Source organism: Ancylobacter oerskovii (genome assembly GCF_018390555.1).
Classification (GTDB): Bacteria; Pseudomonadota; Alphaproteobacteria; order Rhizobiales; family Xanthobacteraceae; genus Ancylobacter; species Ancylobacter oerskovii.
Genome location: NZ_JAHBGB010000041.1, coordinates 328,512 through 350,780 on the forward strand (window position 1 = coordinate 328,512; position 22,269 = coordinate 350,780).

Annotated in this window: 26 protein-coding genes; 15 read left to right on the plus strand and 11 right to left on the minus strand. The window is 68.4% G+C overall.

From position 1 onward, the window contains the following. Positions 1–10 precede the first annotated feature (10 nt). The 8 genes from KHC19_RS20155 (at position 11) to leuB (ending at position 6,377) form a co-directional block, all read left to right on the plus strand. The gene (locus KHC19_RS20155; RefSeq protein ID WP_213355180.1) at positions 11–412 is read left to right on the plus strand and encodes a metallopeptidase family protein; all 402 of its coding nucleotides are present in this window, start codon (positions 11–13) and stop codon (positions 410–412) included. A 59-nt stretch (positions 413–471) separates the two neighbouring features. Further along, on the plus strand, positions 472–1,077 hold the full coding sequence (leuD, locus tag KHC19_RS20160) for a 3-isopropylmalate dehydratase small subunit (RefSeq protein WP_213354987.1): 606 nt from the start codon (positions 472–474) through the stop codon (positions 1,075–1,077). A gap of 173 nt (positions 1,078–1,250) precedes the next feature. Beyond that, positions 1,251–1,631 (plus strand): RidA family protein, encoded by a 381-nt coding sequence (locus KHC19_RS20165; RefSeq protein WP_213354989.1) that lies wholly within the window; start codon positions 1,251–1,253, stop codon positions 1,629–1,631. A gap of 79 nt (positions 1,632–1,710) precedes the next feature. Further along, on the plus strand, positions 1,711–2,043 hold the full coding sequence (locus tag KHC19_RS20170; protein WP_213354992.1) for a ribbon-helix-helix domain-containing protein: 333 nt from the start codon (positions 1,711–1,713) through the stop codon (positions 2,041–2,043). Between the two features lie 152 nt (positions 2,044–2,195). Continuing rightward, a complete protein-coding gene (locus KHC19_RS20175) occupies positions 2,196–2,591 on the plus strand; it encodes a VOC family protein (protein WP_213354999.1) in 396 nt (131 codons plus the stop codon). Positions 2,592–2,707: 116 nt separating this feature from the next. Continuing rightward, positions 2,708–3,256 (plus strand): Twin-arginine translocation pathway signal, encoded by a 549-nt coding sequence (locus tag KHC19_RS20180; RefSeq protein WP_213355001.1) that lies wholly within the window; start codon positions 2,708–2,710, stop codon positions 3,254–3,256. 15 nt (positions 3,257–3,271) lie between these two features. Beyond that, complete coding sequence (locus KHC19_RS20185) at positions 3,272–4,843, plus strand: GMC family oxidoreductase (protein WP_213355003.1); 1,572 nt, start codon at positions 3,272–3,274, stop codon at positions 4,841–4,843. Between the two features lie 427 nt (positions 4,844–5,270). Continuing rightward, the gene (leuB, locus tag KHC19_RS20190; protein ID WP_213355005.1) at positions 5,271–6,377 is read left to right on the plus strand and encodes a 3-isopropylmalate dehydrogenase; all 1,107 of its coding nucleotides are present in this window, start codon (positions 5,271–5,273) and stop codon (positions 6,375–6,377) included. Positions 6,378–6,485: 108 nt separating this feature from the next. Here the strand turns inward: leuB and KHC19_RS20195 are convergent, their stop codons facing one another. After that, positions 6,486–6,758 (minus strand): hypothetical protein, encoded by a 273-nt coding sequence (locus KHC19_RS20195; RefSeq protein ID WP_213355007.1) that lies wholly within the window; start codon positions 6,756–6,758, stop codon positions 6,486–6,488. 96 nt (positions 6,759–6,854) lie between these two features. Continuing rightward, positions 6,855–7,784: a polyprenyl synthetase family protein gene (locus KHC19_RS20200; RefSeq protein ID WP_213355011.1), complete on the minus strand. Its 930-nt coding sequence runs from the start codon at positions 7,782–7,784 to the stop codon at positions 6,855–6,857. Positions 7,785–7,922: 138 nt separating this feature from the next. Between KHC19_RS20200 and mtgA the strand changes: the two genes are divergently transcribed. The 3 genes from mtgA to KHC19_RS20215 all read left to right on the plus strand — a co-directional run bounded on the left by mtgA (position 7,923) and on the right by KHC19_RS20215 (position 10,936). Beyond that, positions 7,923–8,603: a monofunctional biosynthetic peptidoglycan transglycosylase gene (gene mtgA, locus KHC19_RS20205; RefSeq protein ID WP_213355021.1), complete on the plus strand. Its 681-nt coding sequence runs from the start codon at positions 7,923–7,925 to the stop codon at positions 8,601–8,603. Between the two features lie 169 nt (positions 8,604–8,772). Then, the gene (gene rpmF / locus KHC19_RS20210) at positions 8,773–8,958 is read left to right on the plus strand and encodes a 50S ribosomal protein L32 (protein ID WP_213355023.1); all 186 of its coding nucleotides are present in this window, start codon (positions 8,773–8,775) and stop codon (positions 8,956–8,958) included. 277 nt (positions 8,959–9,235) lie between these two features. After that, complete coding sequence (locus KHC19_RS20215) at positions 9,236–10,936, plus strand: EAL domain-containing protein (protein ID WP_213355025.1); 1,701 nt, start codon at positions 9,236–9,238, stop codon at positions 10,934–10,936. A gap of 12 nt (positions 10,937–10,948) precedes the next feature. Here KHC19_RS20215 and phaR read toward each other — a convergent pair whose 3' ends face one another. Continuing rightward, a complete protein-coding gene (gene phaR, locus KHC19_RS20220) occupies positions 10,949–11,533 on the minus strand; it encodes a polyhydroxyalkanoate synthesis repressor PhaR (RefSeq protein WP_213355036.1) in 585 nt (194 codons plus the stop codon). Between the two features lie 235 nt (positions 11,534–11,768). On the opposite strand from phaR, the gene KHC19_RS20225 reads away from it, so the two are divergent. Both KHC19_RS20225 and phbB read left to right on the plus strand, forming a co-directional pair. Next, positions 11,769–12,947, plus strand: coding sequence for an acetyl-CoA C-acetyltransferase (locus KHC19_RS20225; RefSeq protein ID WP_213355038.1), 1,179 nt, complete (start codon positions 11,769–11,771; stop codon positions 12,945–12,947). 158 nt (positions 12,948–13,105) lie between these two features. After that, the gene (phbB, locus tag KHC19_RS20230; protein WP_213355039.1) at positions 13,106–13,831 is read left to right on the plus strand and encodes an acetoacetyl-CoA reductase; all 726 of its coding nucleotides are present in this window, start codon (positions 13,106–13,108) and stop codon (positions 13,829–13,831) included. A gap of 34 nt (positions 13,832–13,865) precedes the next feature. Here phbB and KHC19_RS20235 read toward each other — a convergent pair whose 3' ends face one another. Further along, entirely contained in the window at positions 13,866–14,192 is a 327-nt protein-coding gene (locus KHC19_RS20235) for a PepSY domain-containing protein (protein WP_213355062.1), read from the minus strand. Between the two features lie 363 nt (positions 14,193–14,555). On the opposite strand from KHC19_RS20235, the gene yddG reads away from it, so the two are divergent. Next, the gene (gene yddG, locus KHC19_RS20240; RefSeq protein ID WP_213355063.1) at positions 14,556–15,431 is read left to right on the plus strand and encodes an aromatic amino acid exporter YddG; all 876 of its coding nucleotides are present in this window, start codon (positions 14,556–14,558) and stop codon (positions 15,429–15,431) included. 18 nt (positions 15,432–15,449) lie between these two features. Here the strand turns inward: yddG and KHC19_RS20245 are convergent, their stop codons facing one another. From KHC19_RS20245 to thpR, 5 genes are all read right to left on the minus strand, one after another. Then, complete coding sequence (locus tag KHC19_RS20245) at positions 15,450–15,890, minus strand: cupin domain-containing protein (RefSeq protein WP_213355065.1); 441 nt, start codon at positions 15,888–15,890, stop codon at positions 15,450–15,452. Between the two features lie 5 nt (positions 15,891–15,895). After that, a complete protein-coding gene (gene gloB, locus KHC19_RS20250) occupies positions 15,896–16,669 on the minus strand; it encodes a hydroxyacylglutathione hydrolase (RefSeq protein WP_213355067.1) in 774 nt (257 codons plus the stop codon). 112 nt (positions 16,670–16,781) lie between these two features. Further along, positions 16,782–17,294, minus strand: coding sequence for an invasion associated locus B family protein (locus KHC19_RS20255; protein WP_213355069.1), 513 nt, complete (start codon positions 17,292–17,294; stop codon positions 16,782–16,784). A gap of 213 nt (positions 17,295–17,507) precedes the next feature. Next, a complete protein-coding gene (locus KHC19_RS20260; RefSeq protein WP_213355071.1) occupies positions 17,508–17,906 on the minus strand; it encodes a YkvA family protein in 399 nt (132 codons plus the stop codon). Between the two features lie 89 nt (positions 17,907–17,995). Continuing rightward, positions 17,996–18,529, minus strand: coding sequence for an RNA 2',3'-cyclic phosphodiesterase (gene thpR / locus KHC19_RS20265; protein ID WP_213355073.1), 534 nt, complete (start codon positions 18,527–18,529; stop codon positions 17,996–17,998). A 152-nt stretch (positions 18,530–18,681) separates the two neighbouring features. On the opposite strand from thpR, the gene KHC19_RS20270 reads away from it, so the two are divergent. Next, the gene (locus tag KHC19_RS20270; RefSeq protein ID WP_213355075.1) at positions 18,682–19,518 is read left to right on the plus strand and encodes an MOSC domain-containing protein; all 837 of its coding nucleotides are present in this window, start codon (positions 18,682–18,684) and stop codon (positions 19,516–19,518) included. A 228-nt stretch (positions 19,519–19,746) separates the two neighbouring features. Here KHC19_RS20270 and KHC19_RS20275 read toward each other — a convergent pair whose 3' ends face one another. Beyond that, positions 19,747–20,802 (minus strand): DUF4167 domain-containing protein, encoded by a 1,056-nt coding sequence (locus KHC19_RS20275; RefSeq protein WP_213355077.1) that lies wholly within the window; start codon positions 20,800–20,802, stop codon positions 19,747–19,749. A gap of 611 nt (positions 20,803–21,413) precedes the next feature. Continuing rightward, entirely contained in the window at positions 21,414–22,268 is an 855-nt protein-coding gene (gene prmC / locus KHC19_RS20280) for a peptide chain release factor N(5)-glutamine methyltransferase (RefSeq protein WP_213355078.1), read from the minus strand. Between the last annotated feature and the right edge of the window lies 1 nt (position 22,269).

Here is a 22,269-nt window from a genome sequence, read left to right on the forward strand (position 1 = left end):
AGAAGACCCGATGGCCTGGCGGCCGGTGAAGGCGCCGACGCTGGCCATGCTGGAAGTGATGGCGGAGGCGGCCTATGCGCGGCTGCCGAAGCGCTTTCGCGACCTGTGCGGCAATCTCGTCATCCAGGTGACGGATTTCCCCACCGACGAGGTTCTCGAGGAGATGGAGGCGGAGACGCCGTTCGATCTCCTCGGCCTGTTCCAGGGCGTGGGGCTGGCGCAGCATTACGAGAGCGCGCCCTTCGCCATGCCCAACATGATCTGGCTCTACCGCCGGCCCATCCTCGACTATTGGGCCGAGCACGAGGAGACGCTGGGCAAGATCGTGACCCATGTGCTGATCCACGAGATCGGCCACCATTTCGGCCTCTCCGACGACGACATGGAGCGGCTCGAGGACGAGGCTGGATGAGGGCGGCCGCCCGCATCGACAATCACGGCGCCGCCGCAAGAGGCGCGCAGGAGACGAGGATGGATAAGTTCACCACCCTGACCGGCGTCGCGGCGCCGCTGCCGCTGGTCAATGTCGACACCGACATGATCATCCCCAAGCAGTATCTGAAGACGATCAAGCGCACCGGCCTCGGCAAGGGCCTGTTCTCGGAGCTGCGCTATCTGGAGGACGGCTCGGACAATCCCGATTTCGTGCTCAACAAGCCGGCCTACCGAAACGCCTCGATCCTGGTCGCCGGCGACAATTTCGGCTGCGGTTCCTCGCGCGAGCACGCGCCCTGGGCGCTGCTCGATCGCGGCATTCGCTGCGTGATCTCCACCAGCTTCGCCGACATCTTCTACAATAACTGCTTCAAGAACGGCATCCTGCCGATCAAGGTGACGCCGGAGCAGCTGGAAGCCCTGTTCGACGACGCCTCGCGCGGCGCCAACGCCATCGTCACGGTGGATCTGGAAAGCCAGACCATCAGCGGGCCGGATGGCGGCTCGATCACCTTCGAGATCGACCCGTTCCGCAAGCACTGCCTGCTGAACGGCCTCGACGACATCGGCCTCACCCAGGTGAAGGCGGACAAGATCCACGACTATGAGGCGAAGCTCGCCGCCGACCGCCCCTGGGCGTGAACCTTTGGGCGTGAACCTTTGGGCGTGAGGCCGGCGGTGGCGGCCTGGCGGGATCGCCCGGTCTTCGCCGGGCATCCACGGCTTTTTGCCGCCCGGCCGGTTCAGCTGGCGCCGCGCGGGCGGTAAGAAGGAGGGCGCGGCCGGCCCGGTCGCGCGCGTCCCGGAGCTGCTTCATGCGTCGTCTCATTTCCACCGGCTCGCCTTTCGAGGTCCAGGCCGGCTATTCGCGCGCGGTGGTCGACGGCGCCGACATCTTCGTCTCCGGCACCACCGGCTACGACTACGCCACCATGACGCTGCCGGAGAGCGTGGAGGAGCAGACGCATGGCTGCTTCCGCAACATCGCCGCGACGCTGAAGGAGGCCGATGCCGCGCTCGCCGACGTGGTGCGGGTGCGCTACATCATCACCCAGCCGGAATATGCCGATATCGTCTTCCCGATCTTCGGCCAGTATTTCGGCACCGTGCGGCCGGCGGCGACGCTGATCGTCGCCGGGCTACTGAGGCCGGAAATGAAGATCGAGATCGAGGTCACGGCGCGCCGATCCGCCTGACGCGTATTTTCGCCTTTACAGCCGGGCGTCGCCGGAGTGGAATCATTCAAAATCAGAATGCGTTCCGGGAGACGCCCCCATGTGCCAGATCTTCGCCGGCCAAGACCCCGAAACCTATGCGTTCCAGACCCGCTCGGTGCGGATCGGCGGCCATTCCACCTCGATTCGGCTGGAAGCGGCGTTCTGGGCGATTCTCGACCAGGTGGCGGCGCATCAGGGCATGAGTCTGGGCAAGTTCATCACCAAGCTGCATGACGAGGTGCTGGAACTGCATGGCGAGGTGCGCAACTTCGCCTCGCTGCTGCGCTGCTCCTGCCTGATCCATCTCGACGAGGTGCGCGCCGCGCCGCGGCCCGCCCTCCCGCGCCAGCCCTGCGCCAGCCGGCTGCACCAGCTCGAAGCGGCGGAATAGCGCCGGCGTCCATGCGGAGCCTGGCGCCGCATGGACGATGCCATCGACAAAACACGTCGCCGCGATGTGTTAGCGGTCTACCACCACCGGCTTCCGCCGAAGCCTAGCATCCTCCCGTCAGGCGATCATCGCCGTTTCGGAGGTGCCTTCAGGTGGCCAAGGCCATTCATTCCATGATCCGCGTGCTCGACGAGGCGCGTTCCGTCGATTTCTACGCCAAGGCCTTCGGGCTCGGCGTGGCCGACCGCTTCCGCTTCGACGGCTTCACCCTCGTCTATCTGCGCAATGCCGAGGCCGATTTCGAGGTCGAGCTCACCATCAATCACGGCCGCACCGAGCCCTATGCGCTGGGCGATGGCTACGGCCACATCGCCTTCGCGGTGGACGATCTCGCCGCCGAGCATGCGCGCTTCGAGAGCCTTGGGCTCAACCCCAATCCGGTGAAGGAATTTTTCCGCGACGGCGCGCTGCTGGCGACCTTCTTCTTCGTCACCGATCCCGACGGCTACAAGATCGAGGTTCTCCAGAAGCACGGCCGCTACCGCTGACGCCGTCGCCGGCCGGGCATGCACCTGGCCGGCGCCGCCGCTTTCCCTTCCGCAGACGAGACGCGCCAACGTCTTCGACCATCGAAAACAACAACAGCAACAACCAGGAGGAAGCCATGACGACAGTGATCGACAGGGGAAGCCCTTCGCGCGGCCCCTCGCGCCGGACCCTTTTGGGCCTGATGGGCGCGACCGGCGCGCTCATGATCTCCGGCCTCGCGGTCATCAACCCGCGCGAGGCGTGGGGGCTGGAGGTGACCAATCTCAAGCCCGAGACCATGCGCACGCTGATCGTGATGGCGCGCGACATCTATCCGCACGACAAGCTGGCCGACCGCTTCTACGCCATCGCGATGAAGCCCTACGAGACCGGCGCCGCCACCGATCCGGCGCTGAAGGCGCTCGTCGAGGAGGGGGTGATCACGCTCGATACGCTCGCCAGGGCAAAGCACGGCGTGCCCTATGCCGATGTCGGCTGGGAGGAGCAGCGCGTCGCCATTCTGCGCGAGATCGAGGAGAGCGCCTTCTTCCAGAAGGTGCGCGGCGGCCTGGTGGTGAGCCTCTACAACCAGGAGGAGGTGTGGCCGGTGTTCGGCTATGAGGGCGCCTCGGCCGAGAAGGGCGGTTACATCGACCGCGGCTTCAGCGACATCAGCTGGCTGTGAGAGGAGCGCACCGACATGGCCGCACCCTTCGATCTCAATGATGATTCCGTCGTCGTCATCGTCGGCTCGGGCGCCGGCGGCGGCACGCTCGGCACCGAGCTTGCCCTCAAGGGCGTCAAGGTCGTGATCCTCGAAGCCGGCAAGCGGCACAATATGGAGGATTTCGTCAACAACGAGTGGGAGAGCTTCGCGCAGCTCGCCTGGACCGACATGCGCACCACCTCCGGCTCGTGGCGCGTGCACAAGAACTTCCCCAATTTGCCGGCCTGGATCGTCAAGTCGGTCGGCGGTTCGACGGTGCACTGGGCCGGCGCCTCGCTGCGCTTCCAGGAGCACGAGTTCAAGACCCGCGCCACCTATGGCGATATCGACGGGGCCAACCTGCTCGACTGGCCGATCACGCTGGCCGAGCTCGAGCCCTATTACGCCAAGGCCGAGGACAGGATGGGGGTGACGCGCACCAACGGCATTCCCGGCCTGCCCGGCAACAACAACTTCAAGGTGTTCGAGGCCGGGGCCAAGAAGATCGGCTATACCGAGGTCTCGACCGGGCGCATGGCGATCAACAGCCAGCCGCGCCATGATCGCGGCTCCTGCCAACAGATCGGCTTCTGCTTCCAGGGCTGCAAGTCGGGCGCCAAATGGTCGACGCTGATCGCCGAGATCCCGCGCGGCGAGGCGACCGGCAATCTGGAGGTGCGGCCGGAATCGATGGTGCTCAAGATCGAGCACGACGCCTCCGGCAAGGCGACCGGCGTCGTCTATGTCGACAAGGACGGCAAGACCCAGCGCCAGAAGGCCCGCATCGTCGCGGTGGCCGGCAATTCCATCGAGAGCCCGCGCCTGCTGCTGAACTCCGCCAGCACCATGTTCCCGGACGGGCTCGCCAACTCCTCCGGCGAGGTGGGGCGCAACTATATGCGCCACATGACCGGGTCGGTGTACGGCATCTTCGAGAAGCCGGTGCACATGTATCGCGGCACCACCATGGCCGGCATCGTGCGCGACGAGGCGGGGCATGACGACAAGCGCGGCTTCGTCGGCGGCTACGAGATGGAGACGCTCTCCCTCGGCGTACCGTTCATGGCCGCCTTCCTCAATCCGGGCGGCTGGGGCCGCTCCTTCACCTCCGCCATGGACGGCTATGTGAACACGGCCGGACTGTGGATCGTCGGCGAGGACATGCCGCAGGAGACCAACCGCGTCACGCTGAACACCGAGGTGAAGGACAAGAACGGGCTGCCGGTGGCGAACGTGCATTTCGACGACCACCCCAACGACATCGCCATGCGCAACCATGCCTACAGGCAGGGCGCGGCGATGTACGAGGCGGTCGGCGCGGTGCGCACCCTGCCGACGCCGCCCTATCCCTCGACGCATAATCTCGGCACCAACCGGATGAGCGAGAAGCCGCGCGATGGCGTCGTCAACAAGCACGGCCAGACGCACGACATCCCGAACCTGTTCGTCTCCGACGGCAGCCAGTTCACCACCGGCGGCGCGGAGAACCCGACGCTGACCATCGTGGCGCTGGCGATAAGGCAGGCGGATTTCATTGCCGGCGAAATGTCGAGGAACACGATCTGAGGGGGCGCAAAAGCCGTCGCCTTACTTTCCCTCTCCCCCGCTGGGGAGAGGTGGCCCGCGAAGCGGGGCGATGAGGGGGGACGACATCGGGAATCGTTGCTACCCCCTCACCCCATCCCTCTCCCCGCCGGGGAGAGGGAGCTGGCGCCTTTGGAGGCTTTGATCCCCTCGTACACCCTCAGCCTGAGGTGCCCGGCATGGCCGGACTTTGAGGCAGACCCATCCGGGCGCACCCGGCCCACCATCCTTCGAGGCTCGCTGGCGCTCGCACCTCAGGATGAGGGTGTACTTTGCGAGATGGGGAGAGGGCGGCCGCTGGGGCCTGCCCGGCGGCCGCCGCCGGCCTCTCGCCGCTTGCCAGCGGCGGCGCCAGCCATTAGCACTCGCTCGCCCGATAATTCAGCCCTCACGACAGGCGAGAGACACCATGGCCACCCACAAGCTCCTCCTCCTTCCCGGCGACGGCATCGGCACCGAAGTGATGGCGCAGGTGAAGCGGGTGCTGGCCTTCCTTGAGCAGCAGGGTCTCGCTTCCTTCGCCGTCGAGGAGGACCTCGTCGGCGGCGCCGCCTATGACCAGTGCGGCCTGCCGATCTCCGAGGAGGCGATGAAGCGCGCCTTCGCGGCCGACGCCATCCTGCTCGGCGCCGTCGGCGGTCCCAAATGGGCCAACGTGCCCTATGAGGCTCGCCCGGAAGCCGGCCTTCTGCGCCTGCGCAAGGACCTGCAGCTGTTCGCCAATCTGCGCCCGGCGCTGTGCTATCCCGCGCTCGCGGACGCCTCCAGCCTCAAGCGCGAACTGGTCGAGGGCCTCGACATCCTGATCGTGCGCGAGCTCACCGGCGGCGTGTATTTCGGCGAGCCCAAGACCATCACCGATCTCGCCGACGGCCAGAAGCGCGCCATCGATACCCAGGTCTACGAATCCTACGAGATCGAGCGCATCGCCCGCGTCGCCTTCGAGCTCGCCCGCACCCGCCGCAACAAGGTGGTGTCGGCCGAGAAGCACAATGTGATGAAGTCCGGCGTGCTGTGGAAGCAGGTGGTGAGCGAGGTTCACGGCGCCGACTATGCCGACGTGTCGCTGGAGCATCAACTCGCCGACAGCTGCGCCATGCAGCTGGTGCGCGCGCCCAAGCAGTTCGACGTGCTGGTGACGGACAATCTGTTCGGCGACATCCTCTCCGACGTGGCGGCGATGCTGACCGGCTCGCTCGGCATGCTGCCCTCCGCCTCGCTGGGGGCGGTGGAGGAGCTCACCGGCAAGCGCCGCGCGCTCTACGAGCCGGTGCACGGCGCCGCGCCCGACATCGCCGGCAAGGGCCTGGCCAACCCGATCGCCATGATCGGCTCGCTGGCGATGGCGCTGCGCTATTCCTTCGGCGAGGGCGCGCTGGCCGACCGGATCGAGAAGGCGATCGCCGGCGTGCTCGCCAAGGGCTTCCGCACCAACGACATCAAGTCGGAAGGCGCCACCGTGGTCGGCACCGGCGGCATGGGCGACGCCATCCTGGCCGAGCTGGCCGCCGGCTGAACGAATCGCCGCTCCAAAGACGAAGCCCGGCCGTCAGCGATGACGGCCGGGCTTCGTGCGTTTCGGCCCGGAGTGACGCGGCTATGGGACGTCCCGCCAGACGGCGGCTCAGCGGGGCAGGTCGAAGGGACCGGGCAGCGGCCAGCGCGTGCCGGTGATGGTGCTGTCGGTGCCGTAGCTGGGGAAGCGGAAATTGTTCAGCCCGACATAGTTGAGGTCGCGGCTGGTGCCCGGCCGCACATTCGGGCCGGGATCGAGATAGGAACGCTCCGGCAGCTTGCGGATGATGAGGCGGGTCGACTGGTCCTGCGCGGCAGCGGGCAGCGCGGCGAAAGCCGAGCCGGCCACGGCAAAAGCGAGGGCGAGCGGGATGAAACGCATGTGAACCTCCGGGCGACGCATCCGGCATCGCAGCGCGACGCTTACGTCACCCTAAAGATGGAGACAAGCCGGTCCCGCGTCGAGATGGGCAGAGGACTAATTCCGCCTCTCGGCGATAAAAACGGCGGCTTCCCGGAGAAGTGTGGCCCGCGTGCCGAAGCCGGACAGCGCGGCATGGGCGTTTTCCACCAGTCTTCCCAGCTCCGCCCGGGCGCCGTCGACGCCGAGAAGTTCGACGAAGGTGGCCTTGCCGGCGGCGCTGTCCTTGCCCACCGCCTTGCCGACGGTCGCCGCGTCGCCCTCGACGTCGAGCAGGTCGTCGGCGATCTGGAAGGCGCGGCCTACCGCGCGGGAATAGGCCTGCAGATTCGCGATCTCGGACGGGGACGCCCCGCCCAGCAGCCCGCCCGCCTCGCACGCATAGCGCAGCAGCGCGCCGGTCTTGAGTTCCTGCAGGCGGGCGACGCTGGCGAGGTCCGGGGCAGGGCGGCCGGCATCGGCGAAGCGCCCCTCGGCGGCGAGATCGAGCATCTGGCCGCCGATCATGCCCTCGCCGCCGGCGGCACGCGCGAGCGCCGCCACCAGGGCGATTCGCACCGCCGGGTCGGGAGCGGCCGCCGGCTCGGCGAGCAGTTCGAAGGCGAGGGTGAGCAGGCCGTCGCCGGCGAGGATGGCGGTCGCCTCGTCATAGGCGCGATGCACGGTCGGCTGGCCGCGGCGCAGGTCGTCATCGTCCATGGCCGGCAGGTCGTCATGCACCAGCGAGTAGCAATGCACGCATTCGAGCGCGGTGGCGGCCGGCAACGCCCGCGGCATCGGCACGCCGAACAGCGCCGCGCTTTCGATCACCAGGAAGGGACGCAGCCGCTTGCCGCCGGCCAGCGCCGCATGGCGCATCGCCCGCGCCAGCCTGTCGCTGACCGGCTGCGCGCGGGCGATCACCCGCTCGAGCTCGGCGGCGACGGCTCCGGCGCAGCGGGCGAGCGCATCGGCAAGCGTTTCGGCGGGGCGGTCGGTCTGGGTCATGGAACGGGTCCCCCGGTTTCCCGGCTGCGTGCCCGAGCCGGCCGCCGCGGTCAAGCGCTTCGCCACGTCGGACGACGCCCGGCTTGGTGGAACCGGCGCGAGCGTCTAGGTTTTCCGACCGAGGCCAGGGGAGACGGAATGCGCGGGCTGGGATGGATCTGGTGGATCTGGAGGGGGGCGCTCCTTCTCCTGCTGGTGCCGGTGGTGCTGGCCGTCCTCTATAATGTGGTGAACCCGGTCTCGACCCTGATACTGGGGCGCTGGGCGACCTTCCAGCGGGTGGAGCAGGCCTGGGTGCCGTTCGACCAGATTTCTCCGGCCCTGGTGCGCAGCGTGCTGGCCTCCGAGGATGCCCGCTTCTGCCAGCACAACGGCGTGGATCTCGTCGAGCTGCAGAACGTCATGGACACCGCCGAGGAGGGCGAGCCGGCGCGCGGCGCCTCCACCATCACCATGCAGCTCGCCAAGAACCTGTTCCTGTGGAACGGACGCAGCTTCATCCGCAAGGGACTGGAGATGCCGCTGGCGCTGTATCTCAACCTCGTCATGAGCAAGCGGCGACAGATCGAGATCTATCTCAACATCGCCGAATGGGGACCGAACGGCGAATTCGGCATCGAGGCGGCCTCCCAGCGCGCCTTCGGCCTTCCGGCGGCCCGGCTCGGCGCGCGGCAGGCGGCGCTGCTGGCGGTGATGCTGCCGAACCCGCACCGGCGGGACGCCGCCAAGCCGGGCCCCGGCCTGTCGCGTCTCGCCTCGCGGCTGCAGGCGCGGCTGCCGCGCGAGGGAGCGGAACTCACCCGATGCCTCGGTTCCTAGCCGGAGCCCGGCAAAGGCCGGAAAGGTTGCGGTTTCAGGGGCGGCCCCCCTTTCACTCGCGCGCATGAGTCTGTATAAGCCGCCACTCGAAATACGAGCTACCCGGCGCCGGCCCCCTCGGAACATCCGAGGCAAGCCATAGAGGACCGCCGGCACAGGAGTTGAGACAATGGCCGTTCCGAAGAAGAAAACCAGCCCGTCGCGTCGCGGCATGCGCCGCTCGGCCGATGCGCTGAAGCAGCCCACCTATATCGAGGACAAGGATTCCGGCGAGCTGCGCCGTCCGCACCACCTCGACCTCAAGACCGGCATGTACAAGGGCCGGCAGGTGCTGAAGGTCAAGGCCGAAGCCTGAGTGCGGGGGACGGGACAACCCGCCCTTTCCATCTCGTGACAAGACATGAAGCGCGGCCGCCACCGGTCGCGCTTTTTGTCGTGGGCCTGCGGTCTCGGCTTGCGCTGTCCTGGAGGCTGGCGCATCGTTCGACATCTCAAGAGCCATTCGCGGATCCGCCGAGTCGGCGGCTGCGACGCAAGGGATTGCATGGATCCCTTGCGAAGGCCGGAACGAGGGCGAACGGGGCGACGCGGCATGGAACCGTTAGGACAGGGCGCGGGAGCGGCGGGTGTTCATGTCTGACGCGGCGGGCGCAACGGTGCCGGATCTCGGCGGCATGGCGACGCTGAACGACATTGCCTGTGCGCATGGGACGGCAGGCAGCGCCGCCTATGAATGGCGCCTCGCCGATGACCGCCTGCAGTGGAGCGACTCGGCCGCCGCCTTTTTCGGGCCGGAGGTCCATCACGCGCTCGCCAGCGGCCGTTCCTATGCGCAGATCATCGTGCCCGGCAGCGGGCGCGGGCGCGAGGAGGCGGTGGAGGCCTGCCTCTCCGCCGGGCTCGCCGGCGAGTCCCAGCAGTTCAACATTGGCTATACGATCCGGCTGCCGGAACGCGACGGCTTTCGCGAGCTGCGCCTGATCGACCGCGGCGTCTGTCATTTCGATGGCCGCGGAAGGGTGGAGCGGGTGCTGGGCCTGATCCAGGCCGACGAGGCCGGGGCCACGGGGCGACCGGCCTCCGAAGACGCCCAGATCCTGCCGAATGCCGGCTCCGGTCGCCGTCCGCTCGCCATGCTGGTGAAGGACTGGCTCGATCGCGCCGAACGGACGGGCGAGGCGTTCGGCGTCGCTCTCGTCGGCATAGACGACCTGCCGCGCCTGAACGACATCTACGGCTTCGGTGCCGTCGACGAGGTGGTCGAAACCTTCCGGCGACGCCTGCGGGCGGAGCTCGCCGAGGGCGAGGTGATGGGCCGCTTCTCCGTCGGCAGCTTCGGCCTGCTGCTGCGGCTCGGATCCGGCGGGGAACTCGCCGACCGCGTGCGGGCGATCGTCGACACCGTCAATGCGCGGCCGCCGCGGATCGAACGCGGGGCCGTCGCCGCCGGGGTTACGGCCGGCGCGCTCACGGCGCCGTCGCAGGCGGCAACGCCGGCGGAGGTGTTCCGGCGCGTGCAGGACGCGCTGTATCACGCGCGCCACGGCAGCCGCGGCAGCTTCGCCATCTTCGACCCCGCCATCGACCGGGCAGGGGAGCATCTCGCCAATCTCCAGTTCGCCGGCAATATCGTCCGGGCCCTGGACGAGGGGCGCGTCACGCTCGCCTATCAGCCGGTGGCCGTGGCGCGCGATCGCAGCATCGCCTTTCACGAGGCGCTGGTGCGGGTGCAGGGGCGCGACGGCTATGTGCTCGACGGCGCGGCGGTGATCCCCACCGCCGAGCGCTTCGGATTGACCGGGCTGATCGACCGCCGCACCCTGCAGCTCGCCTTCGAGGCGCTCGCCGCCGACCCGCAGCTGACGCTGTCGGTCAACGTGTCGCCGACCAATCTGGACGATGGCGGCTGGACGTCGCTGGTGGAGAGCCACGCCGGCGACGGGCTGTGCCGGCGGCTGATCGTCGAGATCACCGAGAGCGCGCGGCTGGTCGATATCGCGCATGTCCGCCGCCGCATCGAGCACCTGCACGGGCTCGGCTGCCGGGTGGCGATCGACGATTTCGGAATAGGCTACACGTCGTTCCGCAGCCTGCGCGAGCTGAAGGTCGACATATTGAAGATCGACGGCAGCTTCGTGAGCGGCATGCTCCAGTCGGAGGCCGACCGCCATTTCGTCCGGGCGCTGGTGGAGCTTGCGGCCAATCTGGGCGTCGGCACCGTCGCCGAATGGGTGCTCGACGAGCCGACCGCCGGGCAACTCGTCGAATGGGGATGCACCTATCTGCAGGGCGGGCTGATCGGCCTGGCCGCCCCGCAGCCGCTTCGGCGCTGACGCGCCGCGCCGCTACTTCTTGGGATCGGTATCGCCGATCCTGTCGAGGCGCTTCTGCATTTCCGCCACCTGGCGTTTCAGCTCGTCGAGATCGTCGGCCTTCGCCGCGGGGGCGGTGGGGGCGGCCTCCTCGCGGGCATTGGGCAGGAACATCTTGAAGGTGCGGTCGAAGATGTCGATGTTGCGCCGCACCTGCTCTTCCATCGCGCCGAAACCGCCGGTGCCGAAGCCGCCGACGCCGAAGGCCTTGGCGAACTGGTCGCGGAACTTTTCCTGGTCGCGGGTGAAGTTCTCGATCGACATGTCGAGGTAGCGCGGCACGAGCATCTGCATGCTGTCGCCGTAGAAGCGGATGATCTGGCGCAGGAAATTGATGGGAAGCAGATTCTGGCCTTTGCCTTCCTGCTCGAAGATGATCTGCGTGAGCACGGAATGGGTGATGTCTTCGCCCGACTTGGCGTCGTACACGACGAAATCCTCGCCGTTCTTCACCATCAAAGCCAGATCCTCGAGCGTGACATAGGTGCTCGTCCCGGTGTTGTAGAGCCGGCGGTTGGCGTACTTCTTGATGGTCACGGGTTCGTTGGACTTGGCCATAGGATGCGCATGCCTTGTTGGTTTCCCCTTGAAAACTCTAGGGCCTTTCCGAACTGAGGGCTACAGGATTATCGGCGGAGCCACCCGCCTGCGACGTCTGGTATAATAGAGGCGCTGTCCGGCCGGGTTATTGACATGCGTCATACGACGTCACCACGATATCCCTACATTCGCTCCAGCCTCGCGCGGGACTTCCACCCGCGCCACATCTGATCCCATCGGAGGACGTTCACACATGAAGGACGGCATCGTCATCGTCGGCGCCGCGCGCACGCCCGTCGGCGCGTTCAACGGCGCGCTTTCCTCCCTGCCGGCGCATGAGCTCGGCAAGATCGCGATCGCCGCGGCGCTGGAGCGGTCCGGGGTCGCCCCGGGCGAGGTGAGCGAAACCATCATGGGCCAGATCCTCACCGCCGGCGCCGGGCAGAACCCGGCACGCCAGGCGTCGGTCGCCGCCGGCATCCCGGTGGAGAGCCCGGCCTGGGGCGTGAACCAGCTGTGCGGCTCCGGCCTGCGGGCGGTGGCCCTCGGCTTCCAGGCGATCGCCAATGGCGACAGCGAGATCGTGGTCGCGGGCGGCCAGGAATCGATGAGCCAGGCGACGCATTGCGCGCATCTGCGCAATGGCACCAAGATGGGGTCGCTCGAAATGGTCGACACCATGATCAAGGACGGGCTGTGGGACGCCTTCAACGGCTACCACATGGGTACCACCGCCGAGAACGTGGCCCGCCAGTGGCAGATCACCCGCGAGCAGCAGGACGAATTCGCCGTCGGCTCGCAGAACAAGGCCGAGGCGGCGCAGAAGGCCGGCCGCTTCAGGGACGAGATCGTCCCCGTCACCATCTCCACCCGCAAGGGCGACATCGTGGTGGCCGACGACGAATATCCCCGCCACGGCGCCACCATCGATTCGATGACCAAGTTGCGCCCGGCCTTTTCCAAGGACGGCACCGTCACCGCCGGCAATGCCTCGGGCATCAATGACGGCGCCGCCGCCATCGTGCTGATGAGCGCCGAGACCGCGGCGGCGCGCGGTGCCAAGCCGATCGGCCGCATCGTCTCCTGGGCGCAGGCGGGCGTCGATCCGGCGATCATGGGTTCCGGCCCGATCCCGGCCTCGCGTCGCGCGCTGGAAAAGGCCGGCTGGACGGTGGCCGATCTCGACCTCGTCGAGGCCAACGAGGCCTTCGCGGCCCAGGCCTGCGCGGTGAACAAGGATCTCGGCTGGGACACCTCCAAGGTCAACGTCAATGGCGGCGCCATCGCCATCGGCCATCCGATCGGCGCGTCCGGTGCCCGCATCCTGACCACGCTGCTCTACGAAATGCAGAAGCGCGACGCCAAGAAAGCCCTCGCCACGCTGTGCATCGGCGGCGGCATGGGCATCGCCATGTGCATCGAGCGCGACTGACGCCTTCCGCCGGCGGCGCGCCGTCGCCGCCGGCGGAAAGCCAATGGCGAGCCATGCGAAAATGATGGCAGGGCAAGCGTTTGGGTGCCTTGCCGTCCAATAAAAACGACGTACAAGCCATGGCAGGTTCCGGGACGGAAGCCGAGAGGGGAAGTCAGATGAGTCGCGTTGCGTTGGTAACCGGCGGCACCCGAGGGATCGGGGCGTCGGTGTGCGTGGCCTTGAAGGCAGCCGGCTACAAGGTGGCCGCCAACTATGCCGGGAACGAGGAGGCCGCGGCTGGCTTCACCGCCGCGACCGGCATCCCGGCCTTCAAATGGGACGTGTCGGATTTCGAGGCCTGCAAGGCCGGCGTCGCCAGGGTGGCGGCCGAGCTCGGCCCCGTCGACGTGCTGGTCAACAATGCCGGCATCACCCGCGACGGCATGCTGCACAAGATGACCGCCGAGCAGTGGTACGCGGTGATCAACACCAACCTCAACTCGCTGTTCAACATGTCGCGGCAGGTGATCGAGGGCATGCGCGAGCGCAATTTCGGGCGCATCGTCAACATCTCCTCCATCAACGGCCAGAAGGGACAGATGGGGCAGACCAACTATGCCGCCGCCAAGTCCGGCGACCTCGGCTTCACCAAGGCGCTGGCACAGGAGAACGCCAACAAGGGCATCACGGTGAATGCCATCTGCCCCGGCTACATCGCCACCGAAATGGTCAAGGCGGTGCCGCAGGAGGTGATCGAGAAGAAGGTGCTGCCGCAGATTCCGGTCGGCCGGCTCGGCGAACCGGAGGAGATCGCCCGCTGCGTGGTGTTCCTGGCGGCGGACGAGGCGTCCTTCATCACCGGCTCGACGCTGACCGCCAATGGCGGCCAGTTCATGATCTGAGCCGCGACCTGCCGGCCGCCTCCGGGCGGGCCGGCTACCTCGTCTCGGTCCTCAGCACCTTGCCGGTGGCGGCGTCGACGTCGACTTCCATGCGGCGGCCGGCGCCGTCGCGGCCTTCGGCTTCCCATTTGCGACCGTCGAGTTCGAGCTGCGTGACGGTGGCGAGGCCGTTCGCGCGGACGATGCGCAGCGCGTCGTCGATGCTGATCGCCGGCGTCTGGGCGCGGACCGGCAAGGCAAGGCCGGCGAACAGGGCGGCACCGAGCAGGGCCGAGCCGAGCTTGGCGTAGCGGAACGCGGCATGGCCGCTGCCGCTTTCGGTGCGGCCGAACCGGATGGAGGCGAGGCGGGTGGAGGCCATGGCATTCTATCCCTGCTGTCGGATCACCCGGATGAGATAGGTCGCCATTCCGCGCGATCCAGCGGACGATGGGCTGATTTTGGAAAACTGAGCCGCTCCGTCGCGACGCGCCGCCGCGATCGACCGCCTTCGCAAGGCGGCGGCCGGCGGGCGAGCGCCCGGCAGGCCGTCCTCCCTTCCCCGGCCCGCTGGCCCTCTGCGGGAGAGCCCGGTGTTGTGCCGGCAGGATTCGGCGCCGCTGCGGGAGAGCCTGGCTCGCGCCGGCAGGATTTGGCGCTGCTGCGGGAGAGCCCGGCTCGCGCCGGGACTTGGCGCCGCGGCGCGTGACGGTCATAAGGGACACCCCTATCCCGGTGTTCTCCCATGTCCGCTTCGATTCCGCGCTCCGTCGCCACCCTTGTCGGCTTTTCCGCCATCCTGCTCTGGGCGACGCTGGCGCTTGCCACGTCGGCGACCGGCGCGGTGCCGCCCTTCCTGCTCACCGCGCTCACCTTTGCGATCGGGGGCGGGGTCGGGCTCATTGCGGCGATGGTGCGCGGCGTCGGGCTGTCGGTGCTGCGCCAGCCCTGGCTGGTCTGGCTGCACGGCGTCGGCGGCCTGTTCGGCTACCATTTCTTCTATTTCTCGGCGCTGAAGCTGGCGCCGCCGGCGGAAGCGGGGCTGATCGCCTATCTCTGGCCGCTGCTCATCGTGCTGATGTCGGCGACGCTGCCGGGCGAGCGGCTGCGCCCCGCCCATATCGTCGGCGCGCTGATGGGGCTGGCCGGGACGATCCTGCTGCTCGGCGCTCGTGCCGGCGGCTTCGGCTTCTCACCGGCTTACCTGCCGGGCTACGCCGCGGCGGCGCTGTGCGCGGTGATCTGGTCGAGCTATTCGGTGCTGGCGCGCCGCTTCGCCGACGTGCCCACCGAGGCGGTGGCGGGGTTCTGCCTCGCCACGGCGGCGCTGTCCGTGCCGTGCCATCTCATCTTCGAGCCGGCGGTCTGGCCGTCGGGGACGGAATGGCTGGCGGTGGCGGCGCTCGGCATCGGGCCAGTCGGCATCGCCTTCTACACCTGGGACATCGGCATGAAGCGCGGCGACATGCGCCTGCTCGGCGTCGCCTCCTATGCGGCGCCAGTGCTGTCGACGCTGCTTCTCGTCGCCACCGGCTTCGCCAGCGCCAGCTGGGCACTGGCCGGGGCCTGCGCCCTCATCGTCGGCGGCGCCGGGGTGGCGACGCTGCTCGCGCGCAAATAGCCGGGATAGCGGGCAGGATCAGCCCGGCTGCCAGCCCGGCGGGGCCAGCTCGAAGCCGGCGAATTCGAAGCCCGGCGCCACGGTGCAGCCGACCAGCGTCCAGTCGCCGAGGCTGCGGGCCGCCTGCCAGGCACCGCGCGGCACCACCCGCTGGGGCTCCTCGCCGGCGGCGAGGTCAGGGCCGAGACGGAGGGATTGCACCGGGGCGGCATCGCCCGCGGCCAGCGAGAGCTCGAGCGGCGCCCCCGCATGCCAGTGCCAGATCTCCACCGCGTCGACCCGGTGCCAGTGCGATTCCTCGCCCGCCGCCAGCAGGAAATAGATGGCGGTGGAGGCGGAGCGCCCGTCTTCCAGGCGATGGGGATCGCGGAAGGTCTCGCGGAAATGCCCGCCCTCGGGATGCGGTTCGAGCCCGAGGCGGGCGATGATCTCGGCGGCGGACAGAGTGGGGACCGCCATCGCCGTCAGCCCCGGAACTGGCTCTTGAGCTCGCGCAGCTCGGTGAACACCGCGGCGGGTTCGGCGCCGGCGAGGCCGAGCTTCGCCGCCAGCGCCGGGTCGTCGGCCCGGAGGAACGGGTTGCTGGCCTTCTCCCTGCCGATGCTGGTGGGCAGTGTCGGCTTGCCCTGCGCACGCAGGGCCTCCGCCGAAGCGAGATGATCGCGCGAGGCGGCGTTGTCGGGGTCGACATGCACGGCGAAGCGGCCGTTGGAGAGGGTGTATTCGTGGCCGCAATAGACCGCGATGTCGTCCGGCAGCGCCCGCAGCCGCAGCAGCGAGTTCCACAGCACCGGCGGGTCGCACTCGAAGGGCCGGCCGCAGCCCATGACGAACAGCGTGTCGCCGCTGAACAATAGCCGCTCGCCCTCGAACAGGAAGACAATATGGCCCTTGGTATGGCCGGGGGTTTCGAGCACCCGCCCGACCAGGCTGCCCACCGCCACCGGGTCGCCGTCCACCACGGCGAAGTCGAGGCCGGGAATGGTGTCGCGCTCCGCCCGGGGGCCGATCACCGTCGCGCCGTAGCGGGCCTTCAGGGCCTCCACGCCGGCAATGTGATCGGTGTGGTGGTGGGTGACGAGGATATGCGTCAGCGTCCAGTCCTCGCGCTCGAGCGCGGCAAGGACCGGCGCCACCTCCGGCACGTCGACGACCGCGGTCGCCTCCGTCACCGGATCGCGCAGCAGCACGGCATAATTGTCGGCGAGGCAGGGGATCAGGCGAAGCTCGACCGGCATGGAGTTCCTCGACGGGCGTTCCCGATGGGCGTTTGGCTCGGCGTCCTCGAACGAGATGGGCGCGGGAGGCGGCACCGTCCGGGGGACGGTGCCGGGTTTTCCGGGTGCCGGTTCAGCGGCATTCCTGCGCGGCGCGATCCACCGCCGCGGAGATGCCGCTCAGCGAATAGGTGTCGGTGGTGACGTTGCCGCGTATCGACGAGCTCTTCACCACCACGTCCCTGCCGCGCCGCATGGCGTCGAGCAGGCGGTTCTCCTCCGCCACGTTGCGCACCCAGGCGCCGGATCCCCGGGTATAGAGATCGAAGGAAGCCGGGCCGATGGTGAGGGTGGCGTCCGAGCCTTCCTTCAGCGGGAAGCCCATGACGACGCTGATCTCGTTCTTCACATTCTCCGCCGTGCGGGTGCTGATGAAGAAATAGGCAGGATCGCGGTTCAGCCCGGCGGGAGCGCGCGACTTCGGCTGCGAGAGCGCGTAGCAGATCTTGCCGCTGCCGCTGTCGTCCAGATAAACGCCCCAATCACCGAACTGACCAACCAGCTTCGGCGCCGCTTCGGCGCCGGCCGTTCCGATGAGTGCCAGTGCCAGGCCGGCGAGTGCCGCGCGCGCCTTGCGTCGTGCCATCGTCGATCGCTCCTGTGTTATGCTTTCACCGCGGTCGCGGCTTCGCTCAATGCTCCGTTCAGACCGCTAAAGGGATATCTGCCCCTCGGACGGCTGTGAACCCTTCCGACGGGGATGTGACCGCTTTGGCGGAGAATTGGGCTCATCTTCGAGTGATTTTGCCGCGGAGGTAAATGAAGGATTACTGCGGGACGTGAAAGCCGTGGAAAGCCTTCACGCGCGTGTGATGCGCTCCATCGCCCGCCGGGCCGCCTCGCGGTGGACCGGCGTGATGTGAGCGGCGAGCAGGTTGAGGGCGGTGGCGAGCACGGCCGCGTCGTCGGTGAAGCCGAGCATGGGCAGGATGTCGGGAACCGTATCCGTCGGCAGCAGGAAATAGGCGAGGGAGCCGAACAGCACGGCGCGCACCTTCACCGGGGTGTTCCGGTCGAGCGCGCAGTAATAGGCCGCCGCGGCATCCGCCGCGAAGGGGATACGGCCGGCGGCGGCGGCAAGCTTGCGCCAGAAGCCGGCTCGCACTTCCTGTTCGTCGGCGGCGTTTCCAGTGCCGCCGAGATCGGCTTCGGTCGCATCGAAGGCGTCGGTGAAAGCGGCTGCGGAGCGGGTGGCCATATGAAACTCGTCTGCCATGACCATGAGATGGCCCCGCCTATCGTCATCCGCAATATGTCCGGCGCAAGGCAGACCCGCAGATGGGGCGTCTACATCAGCGGATAGGCGGCCTCGACGCGGTAGGGGCCGCCGCCGACCGAATCCCGCGAGGAGTAGAGCACGAAGCGGGAGACCTCGAAGGTCGGCGAGCGGTAGTAGCCGCGGATGGAAAGATAGTCCGCCACCTGGCGCGGCGCGGCGTCGCGCAGGCGGGCCAGGGTGACGTGCGGGCGGAAGTTTCGCCCCTCCGGCGGCAGGCCGATGCGCTTCATCAGCCGCTCGTGCTCGGCCTGCAACTCGTTGAGCGCGCTGTTGGTCTTGACCGCCGCGAAGATGGCGCGCGGCTTGTTGTTGCCGAACTGGTCGACGCCGTCGAGGGTGAGGTCGAAGCCGAAGCGATCGACCTCGTCGAGCGCGGCAGCCGCGTCGCGCGCCACGGCGTGATCGACATCGCCGATGAAGCGCAGGGTGACGTGGTAGAATTCCGGGTCGATCCATCGCGCCCCCGGCAGGCCGCCGCGCAGCATCGACAGGGTGCCGGCGACATTGGCCGGGATTTCGAGGGCGGTGAAAAGCCGTGGCATGGCCGGCCTCCCTGGTAGCCTCGGGATCGTCTGGGCAATTTGATACGGATTCGCGCGCCGAGGAAAAGCGCAAAAATCGGGCAGCCTGCCTCCCGCCATCGGCCGCTCGGCGAAGCTGACGGCCCTGCGCGAAGCCTGTATGTTGATCCTCCATGACCGAATCGCTCGACGATACCGACGTTCCCGCACCCGCCGACGCGCCGGTTGAGCCGATCGCGTTCGCTTCCGTCGCCGCGATCTATCGCTATCCGGTCAAGGGGCTGACCCCGGAACCGCTCGATGTCGCGGAACTGACCGCCGGCGGCTATTTCCCCGGCGACCGGCTCTATGCCATCGAGAACGGGCCCTCCGGCTTCGTCGCCGAGGCGCCGGCGTTCCAGCCGAAGATCAAGTTCCTCATGCTGATGCGCAACGAGCGGCTCGCCGCCCTCGATGCACGTTACGAGGATGCCGCGACGACGCTCGTCATTCGCCATGAGGGCGCGGAAGTGGTGCGCGGCGACCTTTCCACCGAGGAGGGGCGGGCGGCGATCGAGCTGTTCTTCCAGCGCTACGCCCGATACGAATTGCGCGGCGCGCCCAAGGTGCTGGCGGCGCCGGAGGGATTCCGCTTCGTCGACACCACCGAGGGGTACATCTCGCTCATCAACCTCGCCAGCTGCCGGGCGCTGGAGGAGATGATCGGCAAGCCCGTCGATCCGCTGCGTTTCCGCGCCAATCTCTATCTGTCCGGCATGGAGCCGTGGGAGGAGATGGATCTCGTCGGCCACACCATCGAGATCGGCGAGCAGGTGAAGCTGAGGATCACCGAGAGCATCGTGCGTTGCGCCGCCACCAATGTCGATCCGGCCAGCGCGGTGCGCGATCTCGACATTCCCGGGACGCTGAACCGCCAGCTCGGCCACAATCATTGCGGCATCTTCGCCGAGGTGGTTTCGGGCGGGGCGATCAATCGGGGCGACGCGGTGCGCCTGCGGTTGCAGCCGTAAGCGTCAATGCCGGGCGGCGAGGCCGCCCGAGGTCAGGACGACCGCAAGCCTCCCCATCCACGTTCTGTGTCGGTCGATGTCGCGCGGCTGCGGTCTGGCGTCCGTGGCCTGCGGCAGCGATCCGGCGCAGCCATCGTCTCCGAGCGATGACGGCCTGAAACGCAACAGCCCGGCACGAGGCCGGGCTGCAAGATCACGGACGCCGGGACGCAGGCCCGGGCTCGGCTCTCACTCGCCGGCTTCGGCGGGCTCGGCCGGCGTGTCCCCCTCGGCATCGCCGGCCCGGCGGTAGCGCCGGCGGCGGGTGCGGGGCTTGGCGGCATCGTCGGTCGCCTCCGGCGCCGGAGCGTCGGCGGCCGCCGGCTCGCTGGGCTGGGCGGGAGCCGCGGCCGCGGCGCGCGAGCGGCGCGCGGGTGCCGCGGGCACGGGGGCGGGCTCGGGTTCCGCCTGCGGAGCCGGCACGGGTGCGGGCGCGGCCGCCGCGACGGGCGGAACCGGCTCGGGCGCGGCGGCTACCGGCACCGGGCCGCTGCTCTGGGTGATGAAGGCCGGCAGGCCGATCTCGGCCTCGACATCCGGGCCGAGAACCGGCTGCGGCTGGTTGCCGGGATCGCGATAGGCATTCTCGCGCGGCTCGCGCTGCGGGCGCTCGCCGCGCTCCCAGCGATTCTGCCGCGGCTGGTCGGAGCGGTAGTCGCGATCCTCGCGCGGGCCACGCTCATTGCGCTGGTTGTTGCGATCCTGATTGCGGTCGCGATTGTCCCGGTTGTCACGGGAATCCCGGTTGTCGCGATTATCCCGGTTGTCACGGGGCTCGCGATTGTCGCGGTTGTCCCGGCGATTATAGCCGTCGCGATCGCGGAAATTGTCGCGCCCTCCCTCGCGGCCCTGCTCGCGGCCGCCGTCCTCGCGCTGGGGCGCCTCGCGCGGCTGCTGCAACTGCGCGTTCGGCTGCGCCTCGCCGCTCTCCTCGAAGTCGAAGTCGTCCTCGTCCTCGTCCGGGCGCTGGAAAGGCTGGCCCTGGACGCCGAACTGGGCCTGCACCGCGGCGATGATGCGGAAATAATGCTCGGCGTGCTGGAGATAGTTCTCCGCCGCCACCGGATCGCTCGAAGCCTGGGCGTCGCGGGCGAGCTGCAGATATTTCTCGGCGATGGTCTGGGCGGTGCCGCGGACCTTCACGTCCGGCCCGTTGGATTCATAGACCCGGGTCAGCGGGTTCTGGCTGCGCCGGTTGGTATTGTTCCGGCCACGCATACGCTTCTGCTGGTTGTTATTTCGCATCGAGTCTGGTCTCTGCTGCCGCACGTCCCGATGGGCAAGCGCCATGCCGGGAAGCCTGCGGGCGGGTCAATCGCCTTCTGGTGTTCGTATCGTCTTGGTGTGCGTCACAATCGTCGTTTCAGGCGCAGCCTTCGGAAAAAATCTCGACCGGGCAATTCCGGCAGGTTCAGCGCGGGGGACAGCGTCTCCGCCGCGGTGCCTGTACACGGAACAGCCCCGGAAACTGACCGTCCGGCGAAACATCCGGGCCTGGCGCGCCACCATGAAGTTCAAAACCGAAGTTCGAAACCTCTGCGCCCACCCGCATCCGGCCGGGAAATCCGGCCGCCGCCGTGACATTCACACCCTGCCGGCACGCTTCGAGCGCTGCCGTCAGCTTCGCGCTCTGCCGCGTGTCAGACATGCGGCCAAACGACTGAAGCAATCCTGTCCTAGGTGACATCGACCTCCCTTGCGGGAGAACTTCCGGTCAGGGGATCGTCCCGGCCGCGCAAGCCGTTCCGAAATCAACATCCTGTCGGTGAATGATGTCTCAGGTCGATTCCTGTGACCGGACACTAATCGGTTCGGTAGTTGGTTCCAAGCCCTTTTTTGCTGCAGGTCGGACGATCTCACGCCGGTGTGGTGACCAGGGCGCGGGCGATGCCGCCGAGATCGACGCGCGCCGGCCCGTCTATGCCGAGACCGGCCTTCACGAGCAATTGCGCGACCGCTGCTTCCTGTCCAACCCCCAATTCGAGAATGGCCCGGCCACCGGGCAACAATAGGGCAGGCAGGAATCCGGCGATGGCGCGATAGGCCGCCAGCCCGTCGGGGCCGCCGTCGAGAGCCATATGGGGATCGTGGGCGCGCACGTCCACCTCAAGGCGGTCGATGGCCGCGGTCTCGATATAGGGCGGGTTGGAAATCACGAGATCGAAGCCTCCGCCAAGCGGCGCGGCCCAGTCGCCGACCAGCACGGCGGCGCGGGACCCGAGGCCGAGGGCGACGAGATTGGCCCGGGCCTGTCGCGCCGCGCCTTCCGAGCGATCGACGCCGATGCCGAAGGCGTTGGGGCGCTCCGACAGCAGCGCCGCGAGGAGGGCGCCGCTGCCGGTGCCGAGATCGAGCACCCGCAACGGCTGGAGACGATCGGGGAAGGCGGCCAGCGCGGCTTCCACCAGCGTCTCGGTGTCCGGGCGCGGCACCAGCGTTTCGGGCGAGAGCGTGAAGTCGAGGCTCCAGAATTCGCGCTTTCCGGTCAGCCGCGCCAGAGGCTCGCCGTCGGCGCGGCGGCGGGCGAGTGCGCGGAGCCGTGCCGCCTCGGTCGCCTCGACGGCAAGCTCCGCCCGGGCGATCAGCTCGGCATCGCCGAGGCCGAGCGCCTGGCGCACCAGCAACCGTGCCTCGCGCCGTGCCGAATCGATGCCGGCGGCGGCGAGGGTGCCGGCGATCTCGCGGATCAGCGCCGCGCGCGTGACCGGCATC

Coding starts and splice junctions, on each gene's coding strand:
- KHC19_RS20155 (WP_213355180.1), top strand. CDS start 11: ATGGCCTGGCGGCCGGTGAAGGCGCCGACGCTGGCCATGCTGGAAGTG.
- leuD (WP_213354987.1), top strand. CDS start 472: ATGGATAAGTTCACCACCCTGACCGGCGTCGCGGCGCCGCTGCCGCTG.
- KHC19_RS20165 (WP_213354989.1), top strand. CDS start 1,251: ATGCGTCGTCTCATTTCCACCGGCTCGCCTTTCGAGGTCCAGGCCGGC.
- KHC19_RS20170 (WP_213354992.1), top strand. CDS start 1,711: ATGTGCCAGATCTTCGCCGGCCAAGACCCCGAAACCTATGCGTTCCAG.
- KHC19_RS20180 (WP_213355001.1), top strand. CDS start 2,708: ATGACGACAGTGATCGACAGGGGAAGCCCTTCGCGCGGCCCCTCGCGC.
- KHC19_RS20185 (WP_213355003.1), top strand. CDS start 3,272: ATGGCCGCACCCTTCGATCTCAATGATGATTCCGTCGTCGTCATCGTC.
- leuB (WP_213355005.1), top strand. CDS start 5,271: ATGGCCACCCACAAGCTCCTCCTCCTTCCCGGCGACGGCATCGGCACC.
- KHC19_RS20195 (WP_213355007.1), bottom strand. CDS start 6,758: ATGCGTTTCATCCCGCTCGCCCTCGCTTTTGCCGTGGCCGGCTCGGCT.
- KHC19_RS20200 (WP_213355011.1), bottom strand. CDS start 7,784: ATGACCCAGACCGACCGCCCCGCCGAAACGCTTGCCGATGCGCTCGCC.
- mtgA (WP_213355021.1), top strand. CDS start 7,923: ATGCGCGGGCTGGGATGGATCTGGTGGATCTGGAGGGGGGCGCTCCTT.
- rpmF (WP_213355023.1), top strand. CDS start 8,773: ATGGCCGTTCCGAAGAAGAAAACCAGCCCGTCGCGTCGCGGCATGCGC.
- KHC19_RS20215 (WP_213355025.1), top strand. CDS start 9,236: ATGTCTGACGCGGCGGGCGCAACGGTGCCGGATCTCGGCGGCATGGCG.
- phaR (WP_213355036.1), bottom strand. CDS start 11,533: ATGGCCAAGTCCAACGAACCCGTGACCATCAAGAAGTACGCCAACCGC.
- KHC19_RS20225 (WP_213355038.1), top strand. CDS start 11,769: ATGAAGGACGGCATCGTCATCGTCGGCGCCGCGCGCACGCCCGTCGGC.
- phbB (WP_213355039.1), top strand. CDS start 13,106: ATGAGTCGCGTTGCGTTGGTAACCGGCGGCACCCGAGGGATCGGGGCG.
- KHC19_RS20235 (WP_213355062.1), bottom strand. CDS start 14,192: ATGGCCTCCACCCGCCTCGCCTCCATCCGGTTCGGCCGCACCGAAAGC.
- yddG (WP_213355063.1), top strand. CDS start 14,556: ATGTCCGCTTCGATTCCGCGCTCCGTCGCCACCCTTGTCGGCTTTTCC.
- KHC19_RS20245 (WP_213355065.1), bottom strand. CDS start 15,890: ATGGCGGTCCCCACTCTGTCCGCCGCCGAGATCATCGCCCGCCTCGGG.
- gloB (WP_213355067.1), bottom strand. CDS start 16,669: ATGCCGGTCGAGCTTCGCCTGATCCCCTGCCTCGCCGACAATTATGCC.
- KHC19_RS20255 (WP_213355069.1), bottom strand. CDS start 17,294: ATGGCACGACGCAAGGCGCGCGCGGCACTCGCCGGCCTGGCACTGGCA.
- KHC19_RS20260 (WP_213355071.1), bottom strand. CDS start 17,906: ATGGCCACCCGCTCCGCAGCCGCTTTCACCGACGCCTTCGATGCGACC.
- thpR (WP_213355073.1), bottom strand. CDS start 18,529: ATGCCACGGCTTTTCACCGCCCTCGAAATCCCGGCCAATGTCGCCGGC.
- KHC19_RS20270 (WP_213355075.1), top strand. CDS start 18,682: ATGACCGAATCGCTCGACGATACCGACGTTCCCGCACCCGCCGACGCG.
- KHC19_RS20275 (WP_213355077.1), bottom strand. CDS start 20,802: ATGCGAAATAACAACCAGCAGAAGCGTATGCGTGGCCGGAACAATACC.
- prmC (WP_213355078.1), bottom strand. CDS start 22,268: ATGCCGGTCACGCGCGCGGCGCTGATCCGCGAGATCGCCGGCACCCTC.